Annotated in this window: 13 protein-coding genes; 12 read left to right on the top strand and 1 reads right to left on the bottom strand. The window is 52.4% G+C overall.

Annotation, left to right across the window (positions count from 1 at the left end; all coding sequences use genetic code 11):
- The first annotated feature begins 10 nt into the window (after positions 1-10).
- The 3 genes from iscX to sseB all read left to right on the top strand — a co-directional run bounded on the left by iscX (position 11) and on the right by sseB (position 2,465).
- Positions 11-211, top strand: coding sequence for a Fe-S cluster assembly protein IscX (gene iscX, locus MPHASIOC01_RS14170; protein ID WP_036116357.1), 201 nt, complete (start codon positions 11-13; stop codon positions 209-211).
- Positions 212-307: 96 nt separating this feature from the next.
- On the top strand, positions 308-1,597 hold the full coding sequence (gene pepB, locus MPHASIOC01_RS14165; RefSeq protein ID WP_064595995.1) for an aminopeptidase PepB: 1,290 nt from the start codon (positions 308-310) through the stop codon (positions 1,595-1,597).
- Between the two features lie 73 nt (positions 1,598-1,670).
- Positions 1,671-2,465 carry an enhanced serine sensitivity protein SseB gene (gene sseB, locus MPHASIOC01_RS14160; RefSeq protein ID WP_156519014.1) on the top strand — a complete coding sequence of 265 codons (795 nt, stop codon included), beginning with the start codon at positions 1,671-1,673 and terminating at the stop codon, positions 2,463-2,465.
- A 62-nt stretch (positions 2,466-2,527) separates the two neighbouring features.
- Here the strand turns inward: sseB and sseA are convergent, their stop codons facing one another.
- Positions 2,528-3,367 carry a 3-mercaptopyruvate sulfurtransferase gene (gene sseA, locus MPHASIOC01_RS14155; RefSeq protein ID WP_353612792.1) on the bottom strand — a complete coding sequence of 280 codons (840 nt, stop codon included), beginning with the start codon at positions 3,365-3,367 and terminating at the stop codon, positions 2,528-2,530.
- A 180-nt stretch (positions 3,368-3,547) separates the two neighbouring features.
- Between sseA and MPHASIOC01_RS14150 the strand changes: the two genes are divergently transcribed.
- From MPHASIOC01_RS14150 to bamB, 9 genes are all read left to right on the top strand, one after another.
- Positions 3,548-8,488: an alpha-2-macroglobulin gene (locus MPHASIOC01_RS14150; protein ID WP_353612791.1), complete on the top strand. Its 4,941-nt coding sequence runs from the start codon at positions 3,548-3,550 to the stop codon at positions 8,486-8,488.
- Positions 8,489-8,491: 3 nt separating this feature from the next.
- On the top strand, positions 8,492-10,828 hold the full coding sequence (gene pbpC / locus MPHASIOC01_RS14145) for a peptidoglycan glycosyltransferase PbpC (protein ID WP_353612790.1): 2,337 nt from the start codon (positions 8,492-8,494) through the stop codon (positions 10,826-10,828).
- A gap of 161 nt (positions 10,829-10,989) precedes the next feature.
- Positions 10,990-11,421, top strand: coding sequence for a nucleoside-diphosphate kinase (gene ndk, locus MPHASIOC01_RS14140; protein WP_036116345.1), 432 nt, complete (start codon positions 10,990-10,992; stop codon positions 11,419-11,421).
- 161 nt (positions 11,422-11,582) lie between these two features.
- Positions 11,583-12,755, top strand: coding sequence for a bifunctional tRNA (adenosine(37)-C2)-methyltransferase TrmG/ribosomal RNA large subunit methyltransferase RlmN (locus tag MPHASIOC01_RS14135; RefSeq protein WP_064595980.1), 1,173 nt, complete (start codon positions 11,583-11,585; stop codon positions 12,753-12,755).
- Between the two features lie 403 nt (positions 12,756-13,158).
- Positions 13,159-14,184, top strand: coding sequence for a cytoskeleton protein RodZ (gene rodZ, locus MPHASIOC01_RS14130; RefSeq protein WP_353612789.1), 1,026 nt, complete (start codon positions 13,159-13,161; stop codon positions 14,182-14,184).
- Positions 14,185-14,206: 22 nt separating this feature from the next.
- On the top strand, positions 14,207-15,325 hold the full coding sequence (gene ispG, locus MPHASIOC01_RS14125) for a flavodoxin-dependent (E)-4-hydroxy-3-methylbut-2-enyl-diphosphate synthase (protein WP_064595971.1): 1,119 nt from the start codon (positions 14,207-14,209) through the stop codon (positions 15,323-15,325).
- Between the two features lie 113 nt (positions 15,326-15,438).
- Complete coding sequence (gene hisS, locus MPHASIOC01_RS14120) at positions 15,439-16,713, top strand: histidine--tRNA ligase (protein WP_353612788.1); 1,275 nt, start codon at positions 15,439-15,441, stop codon at positions 16,711-16,713.
- A 33-nt stretch (positions 16,714-16,746) separates the two neighbouring features.
- The gene (locus MPHASIOC01_RS14115; RefSeq protein WP_064595965.1) at positions 16,747-17,370 is read left to right on the top strand and encodes a YfgM family protein; all 624 of its coding nucleotides are present in this window, start codon (positions 16,747-16,749) and stop codon (positions 17,368-17,370) included.
- Between the two features lie 10 nt (positions 17,371-17,380).
- Entirely contained in the window at positions 17,381-18,562 is a 1,182-nt protein-coding gene (gene bamB, locus MPHASIOC01_RS14110) for an outer membrane protein assembly factor BamB (RefSeq protein ID WP_353612787.1), read from the top strand.
- Positions 18,563-18,627 lie beyond the last annotated feature (65 nt).

Below are 18,627 nucleotides of genomic sequence, written 5' to 3'. Positions count from 1 at the left end.
GGAGAACGACATGGGGTTAAAATGGACCGATAGCCGTGAAATTGGTGAAGCACTGTACGACAGCCGCCCGGATGTTGACCCGAAGACGGTACGCTTTACCGATATGCATCAGTGGATTTGCGAACTGGATGAATTCGACGATGATCCCAGTGCATCCAATGAAAAAATTCTTGAAGCCATTCTGCTGGTTTGGCTGGATGAAGCGGATTGATACCAGGTACGGGCTGCAGCTAGCGGCCCGTTTTTGCGTCTGTTCGCGGCCAATTTTTTGTGTGAATCGTTACACAAAGTGTTAAGGATACCAACAATGACAACTGAAGTGATGAACATCACGCTGTCCGGCACACCCGCCGATGCGCGCTGGGGCGAAAAAGCACTGTACAGCATCAATAATGAAGGAATCACCCTGCATTTAACCGGCAACAATGATAATGCGTTGATCCAACGCGCTGGTCGCAAAATTGATGGCCTTGGATTTAAACAGGTCGCTCTGGCTGGCGAAGGTTGGGATGTTGAAAAAAGCTGGGCGTTCTGGATGGGCTACCGTGCGCCAAAAGGTGTGCACAATGTTGCATGGCCGGTGCTTCCTGAAGCAGAGCAGCAGGAGCTTAATAATCGCCTCAAGATTATTGACTGGGTGCGTGACACCATTAACCTGCCAGCAGAAGACCTGAGCCCGGAACAACTGGCAACCCGTGCTATTGATTTATTAGTGGATGTGGCGGGTGACCAGGTGAGCTACCGTATTACTAAAGGTGAAGATTTACGTGAACAGAACTATGCCGGTATCCACACAGTTGGCCGTGGTTCTTCGCGTTCACCTGTGTTACTGACTCTTGATTTTAACCCGACAGGAAATGCAGACGCTCCGGTATATGCCTGCCTGGTGGGTAAAGGCATCACCTTTGATTCTGGTGGCTACAGCCTGAAACAAAGCAGCTTTATGGATTCCATGAAGTCTGACATGGGTGGTGCCGCGCTGGTGGCGGGCTCACTCGCTTTCGCAATTACTCGTGGCCTGCAAAAACGCGTCAAACTGCTGTTATGTTGCGCAGACAATATGGTGAGTGGTAACGCGTTTAAACTGGGTGACATCATTCGCTACCGCAACGGTAAAACGGTTGAAGTGATGAATACTGACGCCGAAGGCCGTCTGGTGCTGGCCGATGGCCTGATTGATGCCAGCGCATTAAAGCCAGAGCTGATTATTGATTGCGCGACATTAACCGGTGCGGCGAAAACTGCGTTGGGTAACGACTACCATGCACTGCTGAGCTTTGACGATGCACTGGTCAGTAAACTGATGACCAGTGCAACTGCGGAAAATGAAGCTTTCTGGCGTTTGCCGCTTGCGGAGATCCACCGCCATCAGTTGCCATCCAACTTTGCCGAGCTGAATAACACTGCCGGAGCCGTTTCCCCAGCGGGTGCCAGCACGGCTGCGGGCTTCCTGTCGCATTTTGTCGAAAACTACCAACAGGGGTGGTTGCATATCGACTGCTCGGCGACATACCGTAAGTCTGCCGTTGATCTGTGGTCTGCTGGTGCGACCGGGATTGGTGTGCGCACACTGGCTAATCTGCTGACCAACGACTGAGCTGCCTGTGTAATCCGGAGCCTGAGGGTATTCTCCCTGGCTCCTTTCTTCCCTGTACTTGATGAAAAGCACGATGGCCGATAACCAATCTCAACCTACTTCTCAAAATCAACTGGAAACATTGCTGGAACAGGCTGCGACCGAACCAGCATGGCGTCCGGCATTTTTCCGTGAATTACTTGATGCCAGCGTTTGGGTGCCGGGCTCTTCGCCTGATGAAGCCGTGATTACGGCAGATTCTGTAGTCGATCTGCAGCACTGGGAAAAAGAAGACGGCACATCCGTGATTCCGTTTTTTACTTCTGTACAGGCGCTCGAACAGGTAGTGGCTCACGAGCAGGCTTTCATTGTTATGCCTGCCAGAGTGCTGTTTGAGATGACCCTGGGAGAAACCCTGTTTTTGAATGCTCGTTTACCAACCGGGAAAGAGTTCCTGCCCGGCGAAATCCGCCACTTGTTAAGTGAGCAAGGCTCACCACTGGCAGAGCACACGGTGCTGGAAGGTGGCAGCCAGTTGCAACTTTCTGCTGTGGAAAACCCACCGGCACAGTTAGTTGAATCGCTGACTACGTTATTTAAAAACCATAACCAGGTTAAACGCGCGTTTCTGTGCACGCTGAAAGAGTCACCTGAAGAGGCGGGTAATTACCTGATTGGTATTGAAGCAGAAGGGGATATTGAACCTATCATCTATGAAGCCGGGGATGTGGCTGCCGATACGCTTACGGGCGATGAGCCGGTAGACATTTGCCTGGTCGCTGAAGGCGAAGCGGGAATCAGCCACTTTATGCTGGCCCACCTGACGCCTTTTTATGAGCGGCGTTGGGGCAGTTTCCTGCGTGATTTGAAGACACAGCGTATTCTGTAAATCACTGCGCAAAATCACCCCGGCAGGGTTTCCGGTACAAACCGCCGGGGGAATCTGTTAACTCAGGGTTCAACCGGTAAATCTGTTCGGCTGCCCCATTCACTCCATGAACCGTCATACAGTGATACACCATTCACATCCAGTGAAGTCAGTGCCAGCACAATCACCGCGGCAGTGACGCCAGAGCCACAACTGGCAATAATCGGCTTGCCAAAATCCACACCTGCGCGAGTGAATATTGCGGCTAACTCTTCCGGCGCTTTTAATTTGCCATCCTCAACCAGAGTCCCCCAGGGCACATTTAACGAGCCCGGTATATGCCCGCGGCGTAAACCTGCACGGGGTTCATCAACTTCTGCGTTGAAACGCGCAGCTGCCCGGGCATCAACAATTTGGGCGGTGCCTTCGTGGCTTGCCAGCAACACATCCGTGACGTTTTTCATGACCTCCGGGTCGAAATGGACATCAAAATCGCTTTCTGGAAGAGACGCTACGCCCGTTTCCAGTGGCAAATTTTGTTTGCGCCATGCGGCCAGACCACCGGACAGAATCGAAATAGTTTCCACGCCAAATGCCCGCAACATCCACCAGGCCCGCGGTGCAGAGAACAGGCTGCCATCATCATAAACGACCAGGTGTTTATCCTGATGAATACCCAGTTCACGCATCGCAACCGCAAAGGTTTCCGGGCGTGGCATAGTGTGAGGCAACGGGCTGTTGTGGTCAGATAATGCCTCAATATCAAAAAAAGGCGCGTTGGGGAGATGGCCTGCCAGATACTCTTGCTGTATATCGCACTTTTCATTGCCCACGGCTGCCATGCGGGCATCAATGACCTGGACTTCCGGGTCGTCCAGGTGCTCAAGAAGCCACTCAGGGGTGACAAAAAAAACAGTACTCATGTTGGCCTCCTTTAATCATTTATCGGTTAATTCTCGGCGTTTACGTGCGTAATTACAACCAACATGCGCATGACATTGACCGGGCTAACATACCGAATCCAGGGATATGGCAAAAAGCGAATCTTTAGCATAATACTGGTTTATCTTTTTTACCGGCCTTTTTCGGCCAGGGATATCCTCATGAAATATGTCCGCTATGCTTGTGTGGCCGCCTTATTCTGCGCCCTCAGCGCCCTAAGTGGTTGCGATGATAATACAACGCCTGCGTCAGGTTCAGTGCCGCAGTCACACGTTTCTGCCCCTCAGGAACAAAAAGCGGATGCTGCGCAACGGGAAAAACTGGCGAAAGCGAGTGCCGGAAAGCCGTTTACACTCCAGGATTCCTCTGAAATTCAGCTCGACGGAGCCAGCACTCTGGCTTTGACATTCTCCGTTCCACTCGACCCTGACCAGGATTTTTCCCGGTTTGCACATGTAGTGGATAAAGAAAAAGGGAAAGTGGACGGTGCCTGGGAGTTATCAGATAACTTAACTGAACTACGCCTGCGTCACCTTGAGCCACGCCGTGAATTAACCATTACTCTCGATCCAGGTCTGAAAGACATTAATGGCCAGGCTTTTGGGAAACGCTGGCAATCTTCACTAACCACGCGTGATATTGAACCGGTTGTGGGTTTTGCCAGCCGTGGCTCACTGCTCCCGACAAAAGTGGTAAAAGGCCTGCCAGTAATGGCACTTAATATCAGTCAGGTTGACGTTAATTTCTACCGGGTAAAACCGGAGTCTCTGGCGGCATTTATCAGCCAGTGGGAATACCGTAACAGCCTGAGTAACTGGGAATCAGACACGCTGCTGAAAATGGCAGACCTGGTGTATACCGGGCGGTTTGAACTCAACCCGGCAGCCAATACCCGGGAAAAACTGCTGCTGCCGCTTGGGGATATCACTCCGTTACAGCAGCCCGGTGTTTACCTTGCAGTTATGAACCCGGCGGGGCATTACAACTACAGTAACCCGGCAACATTATTTACCCTGAGTGATATCGGGCTGTCACTGCACCGTTATCACCAGCAAATGGACATTTTCACGCAAAGCCTGGAAAACGGCAGCGGGCAACAGTCCGTTGATATTCAGTTGCTCAATGAAAAAGGCCAGGTACTGGCGAATGCCACTACGGACAGTCAGGGCCACGCCAGCCTGAAAACCCCGGACGGTGCTGCACTGTTACTGGCAAAACATGACGGGCAAACCACAATGCTCGATTTGAGCCAGCCAGCGCTGGATCTTGCCGAGTTCAACATTGGTGGCAAACCGGGTTACAGCAAACAGTTTTTCATGTTTGGCCCGCGGGACCTTTACCGCCCAGGAGAGACTGTTGTCATCAATGGGTTACTGCGTGACAGTGATGGTAAACCTGTGGCAGACCAGCCCATAAAACTGGACATCGTGCGTCCTGACGGGCAGGTAGCGCGCACCACTGTTTTGCAGCCGCAAAACGGCCTGTACCAGTACCGTGTCACTCTGGATAAAAATGCATTAACCGGCCAGTGGCATCTGCGCGCCAATGTGGGCGATAACCAGGCACGAAGCTGGGATTTTCAGGTTGAAGATTTTATGCCTGAACGCATGGCGTTGCGTGTGGATGTCCAGCCACAGCCTCTGGCTCCGGGAGCTGATGCGGTATTCCGTGTTCAGGGGCGCTATTTGTATGGTGCTCCGGCTTCGGGTAACACCCTGCAAGGGAAACTCTTCTTGCGCCCATTACGGGATGCCGTTCCTGCGTTGCCCGGTTTTGAATTTGGCAACATTAGTGAAGCAAACCTCAGCCGCAGCCTTGATGAAGTCCAGACCACACTGGATAACACTGGCCGGGTAGATATTTCTGAAACCAGCCAGTGGAGTGATACCACTTCGCCAGTAAAAGTGATTTTCCAGGCAAGCCTGCTGGAATCAGGTGGCCGCCCGGTTACGCGCCAGCGTGAACAGGCTGTCTGGCCGGCAGATGTGTTACCGGGTATTCGCCCGCAGTTCGCTAAAAAAAGCACTTACGATTACCGCACTGGCACTGAATCCAGCCAGGCGGTAGTTGATGAGAACAGTCAGGCCGGGTTCGATATTGTTTATGCCCGCCCTGATGGCACGCGTGTGGCAGTGAATGGGCTGGCAGTGCGCCTTATTCGCGAGCGCCGGGATTATTACTGGAACTGGTCCGAAGACGATGGCTGGACATCGCGCTACGATCAGAAAGACCTGGTGGAAGGGGAGCAAACCCTGAACCTTGCTGCTGGTGAAACCGGCAAAGTGAGCTTCCCGGTAAGCTGGGGATCTTACCGTCTTGAAGTGAAAGACCCGGAGGGGAACCTCAGTAGCGTGCGTTTCTGGGCCGGTTACAGTTGGCAGGATAACAGTGACGGCACCGGTGCCCAGCGCCCGGACCGCGTGACGATGAAAATCGATAAACCCTCTTATCAACCTGGCGACACTATTCAGTTGCATCTGGCAGCGCCACAAGCCGGGAAGGGATATATTATGGTGGAGTCCAGTGATGGCCCACTATGGTGGCAGGCCATTGATGTTCCCGCCGATGGCATGGATCTGAGTATTCCGGTAGACAAAACCTGGCATCGCCACGACCTCTATCTCAGTGCTCTGGTCGTCCGTCCTGGCGACAAAACACAGGCACTTACCCCAAAACGTGCAGTTGGCCTGCTTCATTTGCCACTGGGTGACCAAAGCCGTCGCCTGGATGTGGCGTTGCAGGCACCGGTTAAAATGCGCCCCAACCAGCCGCTTACTGTGAAGGTACAGGCCAAATCTGCCAACGGTGCTTTGCCGGATAAAATCTACGTTTTGCTCTCCGCTGTAGACAGTGGTGTGCTGAATATCACTGACTATGTTACGCCAGACCCATGGCAGGCCTTCCTGGGCCGTAAACGGTATGGCGCCGATATTTATGATATCTACGGCAATGTGATTGAAGGCCAGGGCCGCATGGCGGCACTGAAGTTCGGTGGTGACGGTGACGACCTGAAGCGTGGTGGTAAGCCGCCAGTGAATCACGTCAACATTATTGCCATGCAGGCCCAACCGGTGGCGCTGAATGCACAAGGGGAAGGTACGGTCACTTTACCCATCGGAGATTTTAATGGTGAACTGCGTCTGATGGCGCAGGTGTGGTCTGCTGACCGCTTTGGCAGTAGCGAAAGTAAAGTCGTTGTTGCCGCACCGCTGGTGGCTGAGCTCAGTACTCCGCGCTTTCTGGCCGGAGGCGATCACTCCCGCCTGATGCTGGATCTCACCAACCTGACCGACAAGCCCCAGCATTTAAATATCAATTTTGCAGCCAGTGGGTTGCTCAGCCTGGATGCCGGGAACACACAAAGTGTGGCGCTGGCACCACAGCAACGTACCGCGTTGTCTGTTCCGGTTCAGGCCGGACAGGGCTATGGCGATGGTGTGCTGGATGTGACGATTAGCGGTATTTCTCTGCCCGGCGAAACGTTCAATCCGCTGAGCAAACAGTGGAAAATTGGTGTGCGTCCTGCTTTTCCTGCACAAACTATCAGTGCCGGAACCCAGTTGATGCCGGGTGAACAGTGGCGCTTGCCTGCAGGCTGGCTGGACGGATTATCGGCATCAACACTGGAAGGTAAATTATTGATAAGTGGAAAGCCGCCGCTGAATCTGGCCCGTTATATCAGCGAACTGTATGCCTGGCCTTATGGCTGCCTTGAACAAACCACCAGTGGATTGTTCCCGTCGCTGTATACCAACCGGGCGCAGTTACAGTCACTGGGCATCAAAACGTCAAGTGATGAAAAACGTCGGGAGGCAGTAGAAAGCGGTATCGCTCATCTGATTGAAATGCAACTAGAAAATGGCGGCTTTGGTCTGTGGAGCAAAGACAGTGCGGAAGAATACTGGCTTACCGCTTACGCCACTGATTTCCTGATTCGCGCCAGTGAGCAAGGTTACAGTGTGCCAGTTGCCGCTCTGGAGAAAGCCAATAACCGGTTATTACGTTACCTGCAAGACCCTGGCATGATTAGTGTGCGCTACAGTGATAACCTGGCAGCCAGCCGTTTCGTGGTACAAAGCTATGCGGCTCTGGTGTTGTCCCGCCAGCAGAAAGCACCGTTGGGTGCTCTGCGGACTCTGTGGGATAAACGTGCTGCAGCGCCATCTGGTTTGTCACTGGTGCAGTTGGGCATTGCGCTCAAACGCATGGGGGATACAGAGCGTGGTGAGCAGGCACTGTTAAGTGGTATAGCTATGCCCCGTAAGACGCATGCCTGGTTAGGTGATTACGGTAGCCCGGTGCGTGATGCAGCGCTGGTATTAAGCCTGCTGGAAGAAAATAACCTGATGCAAAACCAGCAGCCTGCCTTACTGTCAGCTCTTTCTCAGGCGGCATGGGGCGAATCCTGGTTGTCAACTCAGGAAAATAATGCGCTGTTCCTGGCAGCCCATAATACCGCACAGCAAGGAGCAGGCTGGAAGGTACAAAACCAGAACGGTGATACCCTGTCAGGCAAAACTGACCAGGTTTCTGTGCTGTCGGCGGCCCAGCAATCTGCTCTGAATCTTACTAACACGGGAACCGCGCCACTGTGGGTGCGTATGGACAGCACTGGTTACCCTGAACAATCACCTGCACCTTACAGTAATGTGGTACACATTGAGCACCATTACCTGGATACGCAGGGCAACACCCGCTCACTCAGTAATTTGCACAGTGGTGAATTAGTGCTGGTATGGCTTGATGTCTGGGCGGATAAACGTGTTCCTGATGCACTGGTGGTTGATTTACTCCCCGCCGGGCTGGAGCTGGAAAACCAAAACCTGGCAAGCAGTTCGGCCTCGCTCAGTGAGAATGGTTCACAGGTGCAAAACCTGATTAACCAGATGCAACAGGAAGATATTCAGCATATTGAGTTCCGTGATGACCGTTTTGTTGCGGCAATGGCCCTTAGTGAAGGGCAACATTCAACACTGGTCTACCTTGCCCGTGCGGTGACACCAGGTGTTTACCAGGTACCAGTGCCTCAGGTTGAATCTATGTATGTGCCGCAGTGGCGCAGTACAGGAAATACGATGGGCCTGTTGCATGTGGTGCCCTGATTGATGCCACCAGGAAAATATAAAACTTGCTGGAAACTGTGGGGCGGCTGCCTGGCCGCCTTTTTCTTGCTAATTGCTGGTTTGTTGCTTGCGGACAGGCTTTGTCCTTTGCCATTACACAATGTTCGCCCTGCCCGTATTGTGGTGACAGAAGACGGCACCCCGCTGTGGCGTTTTGCGGATGAAAACGGAGTCTGGCGTTATCCGGTAGAGCCCGATGAAGTTTCCCCCCGTTATCTGGAAGCGTTAATCAATTATGAAGACCGCTGGTTCTGGCATCATCCTGGCGTGAATCCGCTCAGCCTGGTTCGCGCAGCCTGGCAATGGGTTCGCAATGGTGAAGTGGTGTCAGGGGGAAGTACGCTGACCATGCAGGTGGCACGCCTGATAGACCCGCAACCCCGTACAATCACTGGTAAACTGATTCAAACTGCCCGTGCGTTGCAACTGGAATGGCATCTTTCCAAAAAGCAGATACTGGCACTTTACCTCAACCGTGCACCTTTTGGTGGCACGCTGGAAGGGGTGGGCGCAGCCAGTTGGGCATACCTTGGCAAATCGCCAGCACATCTGACAGATGCAGAGGCCGCATTACTGGCTGTGTTGCCACAGGCTCCCAGCCGGTTACGCCCGGACCGTTGGTCTGAACGCGCACAAAAAGCGCGCGATAAAGTGTTGGCGCGAATGCAGTCAGAGCATATCTGGTCTGCCAAACGGGTGCGTGAAGCTATGCAGGAACCTGTATGGCTTGCGCCCCGGCAAAGCCCGCAACTTGCACCATTATTGGCGCGTTACTTGCTGACCCAGGACAATCACCAGCGGATTGTCACCACGATTGATGCCACATTGCAGAGCCAACTGGAAACCCTGGCTCTCAACTGGAAACACCGCCTGCCACCGAAAACATCGTTGGCGATTCTGGTGGTTGACCACCAGACCATGAAAGTGCGCGGTTGGGTGGGCTCGGTCGATTTAAACGATGACAGTCGGTTTGGCCATGTTGATATGGTACGGGCAGTCAGGTCTCCGGGCTCATTACTGAAACCTTTTCTGTATGGCCTGGCGTTGGATGAAGGGTTAATACACCCCGGTTCATTACTTCAGGATGTACCCCGGCGCTTTGGCGATTATCGCCCGGGAAATTTTGACAGCGACTTTAATGGGCCGGTAAGCATGAGTGAAGCGTTGGTTCGCTCGCTTAACCTGCCCGCAGTGCAGGTTCTGGATGCTCTGGGGCCGAAAAACTTTGCTGGTCATTTGCGTAACATAGGGTTAAATCTGCGCCTTCCCGCCGCCGCGGAACCGAATTTGTCATTAATTTTAGGTGGGGCAGGAACCCGGCTGGATGAACTGGTCTCTGCTTACAGCGCGTTCGCCCGTGAAGGGAAGGTTGCCAGGTTGCGCCTGCAGCCACAGCAGCCGTTGGTTGAACGGAGGTTATTGTCACCCGGTTCAGCCTGGATAATTCGCCGCATCCTGGGCGGAGAAGAACAACCCTTGCCAGATGCCGCACTTCCTGCCGTTGCGCCTTTTGCCTGGAAAACGGGCACCAGTTATGGCTACCGCGATGCCTGGGCAATTGGTATTTCGCCCCGTTACCTGATTGGTGTCTGGACCGGGCGTCCGGATGCGACGCCGGTTGCCGGGCAGTATGGCTTTGCCAGTGCCGTACCCGTGATGAACCAGGTTAACACTCTGCTCAGGGCAAACACAGGCCTGGCACAAAACCGTGAGCCTGCAGACCCAAGACCAGGTAGTGTGACATCCGGTACTATTTGTTGGCCTGGCGGCCAGAGCCTGCCTGAAGGTGACAGTAATTGCCGTCGGCGGGTGTTCACCTGGTTACTGAATGACAGCCAACCACCAACCTTACTGGCTCCCGGCCAGGAAGGGCCTTCAGGTATAGTGCAGCGCCTTTGGCTGAACTCAAAAGGGTTACGTGTTGGGGCAGATTGCAAAGATGCACATCCGGCAACATTGCTGTTGTGGCCGTTGCCACTGGAGCCCTGGTTACCGGCAAGGGAGCGGCGTGACATGCGTTTGCCAGCAGTATCCACCCAGTGCCCGCCAGTAATGCAGACAAACCTCAGCCCACTGTTATTGCTCGGTGTCCGTGATGGCGCTATGGTGAAACCACCTGCAGGGCAGACGATGCTGAGTATGCCACTCTCCACGCAGGGCGGCGGGCATGAACAGTGGTGGTTTTTGAATGGTGATGCCCTGCCACAACAGGGTAATCATGTGACTTTGTCCTTGAAGCATTCAGGGGAATACCAGGTGCTGGTAATGGATGACAGCGGGCAAATTGCGGCAGCGCACTTTACTTTGCTGCCCAAATGAATGGCAAGGTCATCAGGTTGTGTGGGTTTGTTGCTAAAACGCAGCTTATTTTAAAAAAATGTTACCTTTATCCATAGGCAAGGCGGTAACAGGTCATTATAATCTGCGCCACTTTGTTGCCGGGTTTCCCTGGCATTTTTAGAGAACAAACAGAGGTAAGCATGGCAATTGAACGTACTTTTTCTATCATCAAACCAAACGCTGTTGCAAAGAATGTGATTGGCAGTATTTTTGCGCGTTTTGAAACCGCCGGGCTGAAAATTGTTGCCACTAAAATGGTGCACCTGACTCAAGAGCAGGCGCGCGGTTTCTATGCTGAGCATGATGGTAAGCCGTTCTTTGATGGCCTGGTTGAGTTTATGACTTCTGGCCCTATTGTTGTTTCTGCACTGGAAGGTGAAGACGCAGTACGCCGTCACCGTGAAATTCTGGGTGCCACTAACCCGGCAAACGCACTGGCAGGTACACTGCGTGCTGATTACGCGGACAGCCTGACTGAAAACGGTACTCACGGTTCAGATTCTGTTGAGTCTGCTGCCCGCGAAATTGCATTTTTCTTTGCCGAAGGCGAAGTGTGCCCGCGCACTCGTTAATTACTGCCTTTATTTGTGCTGTGATGCGTTAAGGCGTAGCATCACTGGCAGAGAATTTGTACAATGCTGCGCCCCGGATGAGCGAGCCTGCTCACCCGGGGCGTATCTATTTACTCATTTACCTGGGGCCATAACGTGTAACAACGAGGCCGGAAAACTTTATGTCACAACAGATTACCGTACCTGAAACCGTCACCGTTTCTGACTTGTCAAATTCAAATACCGGCAAAATCAATCTGCTGGATCTCAACCGCCAACAAATGCGTGCTTTCTTCACTGAAATGGGTGAAAAACCGTTTCGCGCGGATCAAGTCATGAAGTGGATCTATCACTATTGCTGTGATGATTTTGACGAAATGACCGACATCAACAAAGTGTTACGTGGCCGGCTTAAAGCTGTCGCTGAAATTCGCGCACCAGAAGTTGCTGAAGAACAACGCTCTTCTGATGGCACAATTAAATGGGCAATTCAGGTTGGCAGCCAGCGTGTTGAGACCGTGTATATCCCTGAAGATGACCGGGCTACACTGTGTGTTTCCTCACAGGTTGGGTGCGCACTGGAATGTAAATTCTGTTCCACCGCTCAGCAAGGCTTTAACCGTAATTTACGGGTATCTGAAATTATCGGACAGGTGTGGCGTGCCGCTAAAATTATTGGTGCGGCGAAAGTCACGGGCCAGCGCCCAATTACTAACGTGGTAATGATGGGAATGGGCGAGCCACTGCTCAACCTGACCAACGTGGTTCCTGCCATGGAAATCATGCTGGATGATTTTGGCTTTGGCTTATCCAAGCGCCGGGTAACGTTATCCACATCAGGTGTGGTGCCTGCACTGGATAAGCTGGGCGATATGATTGATGTAGCGCTGGCAATATCGCTGCATGCGCCAACAGATGAAATCCGTGATGAAATTGTCCCGATTAATAAAAAGTACAATATTGAGACATTTCTGGCAGGTGTGCGCCGTTACCTGGAAAAATCAAATGCCAACCAGGGGCGTGTCACAGTTGAATATGTCATGCTCGATCATGTTAATGACGGTACTGAACATGCACATCAATTGGCGGAATGTTTGAAAGATACGCCATGTAAAATTAACCTTATTCCCTGGAACCCGTTCCCTGGGGCACCTTATGGCCGTAGCTCCAACAGCCGCATTGACCGTTTTTCCAAGGTGCTAATGGAGTATGGTTTTACCACCATCGTGCGTAAAACGCGTGGCGATGATATTGATGCCGCCTGTGGTCAGTTAGCCGGTGATGTTATTGACCGGACCAAGCGTACAATGCGGAAACGCATGCAGGGTGAACCGATTGCAGTGAAAAGTGTCTGACAGGCAGACCTGTGGGCGAAGGCCTGAATATTCAGGTTTTCGTTCACCGCTTGTGGGGTGTCATCAATTGTGACAACGAAAGTCTCTGTTGGCGCAATAATTACGGTGCGTTTTTTTGCACTTTGAGGCAGTATGTAGCGGCACAACAACAGTTTAGCCTCGTAGCTCACCAGGCAGGCGTTATTTGGTGAGAAAGTATCCAGATAAGGTGCGGGCATATGCCCGGAACCGTTGTAATGAGCCAGAGAGTTATCTGGCGCTGGGTATGCTGGGTGTTTCGGGCGAGCGGGGTGTAACACTTCGCAACAGGTAATTTCGCGGCGCGGGTCAGTGAGGTCGCTATTGGTGACAGTGCTGGCCGGAGCCAATTTTTTCATTCAAACAGTACCAGCAGTTGTAGCTAATGAATACTGAAGCCACTCACGAACAAAATATCGCACAAACCACGGGCGAACGCCTCCGGGCCGCACGTGAGCAACTTGGACTCAGCCAGCAAATTGTGGCTGAACGCCTGTGTTTGAAAGTTTCTACAGTTCGGGATATCGAGGACGATAAAGCGCCTTCGGATCTGGCTGCGACCTTTCTCCGTGGCTATATCCGCTCCTATGCCCGCCTCGTCCACGTTCCGGAAGAAGAACTCTTGCCTGCGCTGGCAAAACAAGCCCCCATCAGAACCGCTAAAGTTCAGCCAATGAAAGGTTATGCCATCGGGAAGAGCCGTAAAAAGCGCGATGGCTGGCTGATGGGCTTTACCTGGCTGGTATTACTGGTTGTTATTGGCCTGACGGGCGCCTGGTGGTGGCAAAACCATAAAGCACAGCAGGCAGAAATTAATTCAATGGCCGATCAGTCAGCTGCGCCGGGTGATACGCCTGCTGATAATGGGCAGTTTGTGCCTTTGCATAATGCAGGGAGCGATGGAAACTCTGCTGCCGCGCAGGGTAATCCGGCGCCATCTTCTGATAACACCGGCACAGATCCGGCACAGGCGAATACGCCAGCTTCTGCGCCAGATAACAGTGCCGCGCCAGCCGATAATACGGCGGCGGTGGTTTCTCCTGGGCAGGCGAACACCGATTCTTTAACCAATACCGCACCTGCTACAACCAGCCAGGATTCCGGCTCATTACCTGCAGCTCAGGCAACCACGTCTCCTGCGGCCAGTGGTGATTTGGTAATGAATTTCACTGCTGACTGCTGGCTGGAAGTGTCCGATGCAACGGGCAAAAAATTGTTCAGCGGCTTGCAACACAAAGACAGCACCTTAAACCTGGCAGGTAAGGCACCCTATAAACTGAAAATTGGCGCACCCCGTGCGGTCACTATTCAGTTCCAGGGTAAACCCGTTGATATGAGCCGCTATATCCGGTCCAACCAGGTTGCCCGCCTGACGCTTAATGCAGAACCTTCTGCAACTCAGGTGCAGTAACGTCGCGTTTTCGGAGATTTTTATGCATAACGAAGCGCCCATTCAGCGCCGTAAATCAAAACGGATTTACGTAGGGAATGTGCCAGTCGGCGATGGTGCGCCCATCGCCGTTCAGTCTATGACAAATACCCGCACCACAGATGTTGACGCCACAGTACAGCAAATTAAGGCGCTGGAGCGTGTTGGCGCGGATATCGTCCGCGTATCTGTTCCCACGATGGATGCCGCAGAAGCCTTCCGGCTCATCAAGCAACAGGTTGCCGTTCCTCTGGTTGCTGATATTCATTTTGATTACCGCATTGCGCTGAAAGTTGCCGAGTATGGTGTGGATTGTCTGCGCATTAACCCCGGCAATATTGGCAATGAAGAGCGTATTCGCCAGGTGGTGGATTGCGCTAAAGACAAAAACATTCCTATTCGCATTGGTGTGAATGCCGGATCCCTTGAAAAAGATCTGCAGGAAAAATACGGTGAGCCAACACCACAGGCGTTGCTTGAATCTGCTATGCGTCATGTTGATTACCTGGACAGGCTCAATTTTGATCAGTTCAAAGTCAGTGTGAAAGCCTCAGATGTTTTTCTGGCTGTAGAAGCTTATCGTTTGCTGGCAAAGGCCATTGATCAACCTCTGCACCTTGGGATAACCGAAGCAGGCGGAGCAAGAAGCGGCGCAGTTAAATCAGCAATCGGGCTTGGCCTGCTGTTGTCTGAAGGGATTGGCGACACACTGCGTGTTTCGCTGGCAGCGGATCCGGTCGAAGAGATCAAAGTTGGCTTCGATATACTGAAATCCCTGCGTATTCGCTCGCGTGGGATCAACTTTATTGCCTGTCCAACCTGTTCACGCCAGGAGTTTGATGTTATTGGCACTGTGAATGCGCTGGAACAACGCCTGGAAGATATCATCACGCCAATGGATGTTTCTATTATTGGCTGTGTGGTGAACGGGCCCGGTGAAGCGCTGGCTTCAACACTGGGTGTCGCAGGTGGTAACCGCAAAAGTGGTTTCTACGAAGATGGTGTCCGAAAAGACCGTCTGGATAACGACAATATGATAGACCAGCTCGAAGCGAAAATTCGCGCCAGAGCATCGGTACTGGACGAAAGCCGTCGTATTGACGTGCAGCAAGTTGAGAAATAACAAAACATGGGAAGCCTGATGCTTCCCGTGTATGATTGAACCCACAAAGCAGCCTGGCAACGTATAACCGGGTTGTTCGGGTTCATTTTTTTGTATTCAGGAACTGAGATAACGTGGCAAAGAATATTCAAGCCATTCGCGGCATGAACGATTATCTGCCTGGCGAAACGGCCATCTGGCAGCGTATTGAACGCACATTAAAGCAGGTGCTCGGCAGCTACGGTTATAGTGAAATCCGTTTGCCGATTGTAGAGCAGACACCGCTATTCAAACGCGCGATTGGCGAAGTGACCGACGTGGTTGAAAAAGAGATGTATACCTTCGAGGATCGTAATGGCGACAGCCTGACACTGCGTCCGGAAGGTACGGCGGGCTGTGTGCGTGCCGGTATCGAGCATGGTCTGCTGTACAATCAGGAACAGCGCTTGTGGTACATCGGGCCGATGTTCCGCCATGAGCGTCCACAAAAAGGGCGTTATCGCCAGTTTCATCAGTTAGGTGCCGAGGTGTTTGGTCTTCAGGGGCCGGATATTGACGCTGAGCTGATTATGCTGACGGCGCGCTGGTGGCGTGCACTGGGTATCGACCAGCATGTCAGCCTTGAGCTGAACTCCATTGGTTCGCTGGAAGCCCGGGCAAATTACCGTGATGCACTGATTGCTTATCTGGAACAGTATAAAGATAAGCTGGATGAAGACTGCAAGCGCCGTATGTATACCAACCCGTTGCGCGTTCTTGATTCAAAAAACCCGGAAGTTCAGGCTCTGTTAAACGATGCGCCTGCGCTGGGCGACTATCTGGATGAAGAATCTCGTGAACATTTCGCCGGTTTGTGTGCTTTCCTGGACGACGCCGGTATCGGCTATACCGTCAATCAGCGCCTGGTGCGCGGCCTTGATTACTACAACCGCACTGTCTTTGAATGGGTAACCAACAGTCTTGGAGCCCAGGGGACTGTCTGTGCCGGTGGGCGTTACGATGGCCTGGTTGAACAACTGGGTGGGCGTGCGACGCCTGCTGTTGGCTTCGCTATGGGGCTGGAACGTCTTGTTTTGCTGGTTCAGGCAGTTAACCCGGAATTTACTGCAGATTCTGTTGTCGATATTTACCTGGTGGCATCTGGCAATGGTACCCAGTCTCCTGCAATGCAACTGGCGGAGCAGGTACGTGACAGCTTGCCTGGCTGTAAACTGATGACCAACTACGGTGGCGGGAACTTCAAAAAGCAATTTGCCCGGGCAGATAAATGGGGCGCACAGGTTGCGCTGGTTCTGGGTGAAAATGAAGTCGCAAACCAGCAAGTCGTGGTGAAAGATTTGCGTTCAGGCGAGCAGGAAACCGTTTCTCAACGTGACGTGGCTGGCCATTTGAAAACGCTGCTGGGCTAATCCCGGTAACTTATCGTTAAGGAGAAGGATTGCGTGGAGATTTACGACAACGAGAACGAACAAGTTGAAGCAGTCAAACGCTTCTTCATCGAGAACGGCAAAGCGCTGGCTGTCGGCGTTGTGTTAGGTATTGGTGCACTGGTAGGCTGGCGTTACTGGGCAAGCCACCAGGTGGACTCCGCCCGTGAGTCATCTATGGTGTATCAGAACACGGTTCAGGCATTGAAAGCGGATAAACCTGGCAGCCTTGCTGCTGCGGAAAAATTTGTCGCTGATAATAAAGGCACTTATGGTGCTCTGGCATCACTGGATGTAGCAGAACAACTCGTCAACAAAAAGGATTTTGCCAATGCTGCCGCACAACTGAAGGCAGGGCTGGCTGATACCTCTGATGAAAACCTTAAGGCACTGATTGGCTTGCGTCTGGCGCGTATTCAGGTGGAGTTAAAACAGGCTGATGATGCGCTGGCAACACTTGGCAGCATTAAAGGTGCTGGCTGGAGTGCCATGGTTGCTGACATCAAAGGCGATGCACTGTTAAGTAAAGGCGATACCAAATCTGCCCGCGAAGCGTGGAGCAAAGGTGTGGGCATTGCAGATGCTTCGCCAGCACTGCGTAATATAATGCAAATGAAAATGAATAATTTGTCCAGCTGAGAGGGCACCGATGCAATTGCGTAAATTAGTTTTGCCAGGGCTGCTGTCTGTTACTTTGCTGAGTGGGTGCTCACTGTTTAACGGTGAGGAAGACGTAGTGAAAATGTCCCCACTGCCCACCGTTGAAAATCAGTTCACACCCTCTACTGTGTGGGATGTTTCTGTTGGAAGCGGTATTGGCAAGTATTATTCAAACCTTCACCCGACAGCAGATGCGGGCGTGGTTTATGCCGCAGACCGTCATGGTCGTGTAAAAGCGCTCAGTGAATCTGACGGCAAAGAAGTCTGGTCGGTTGACTTGTCAGAAAAAACAGGCTTTTTCTCCAGTAACCTGCCCGCTCTGCTTTCTGGTGGCCTGACTGTGGCAGGTGGTCATGTTTATGTGGGGAGTGAAAAAGCGAAAGTTTATGCGCTGAATACTTCCGACGGCAGCGTTGCCTGGCAGACGACAGTGGCTGGTGAAGCACTATCCAGTCCGGTTGTGAGTGATGGCGTAGTACTGATTCACACAGGTAACGGTATGTTGCAGGCACTGGATGAAAACAGTGGTGCCATCAAATGGACTGTAAACCTGGATATGCCTTCGCTGACACTGCGTGGCGAGTCTGCACCTGCTACAGCTTACGGTGCTGCGATTGTTGGTGGCGATAATGGCCGTGTTACCGCGGTATTACTGCAACCAGGTCAGATGATTTGGCAACAACGCATTTCGCAGGCTACCGGGCCGACTGAGATCGATCGCCTGAGTGACGTCGATACCACGCCAGTTATCGTTAACGGAGTTATCTATGCGCTGGCATACAACGGTAACCTGACAGCACTTGACCTGCGTTCCGGCCAGATAATCTGGAAACGCGACCTGGGTTCAGTGAATAACATAGTTGTTGACGCTGGTCGTATCTACATGGTTGACCAGAATGACCGTGTACTGGCTTTGAGCACTGATGGTGGCGTTACCCAGTGGACACAGAGTGATTTACTGCATCGCCTGTTGACTGCGCCAGTGTTGTATAATGGCTACCTGGTTGTGGGCGATAGCGAAGGGTATATGCACTGGATAGACCCTGACAATGGCCACTTCGTCGCACAACAGAAAGTGGACAGCTCAGGCTTCCTGACCAATCCGATTGTCGCGGATGGTAAATTGCTGATTCAGGCTAAAGATGGCACGTTATATGCCATAACCCGCTAAACTATCCGGGTGTGATATCAGCTAAACGGCTCCTGATTTCGCCAGGGGCCGTTTCCTGTTTATAG

It is taken from the genome of Mangrovibacter phragmitis, assembly GCF_040429585.1.
Taxonomy (GTDB): domain Bacteria; phylum Pseudomonadota; class Gammaproteobacteria; order Enterobacterales; family Enterobacteriaceae; genus Mangrovibacter; species Mangrovibacter phragmitis.
This window is presented reverse-complemented; position numbering and strand designations above follow the sequence as displayed.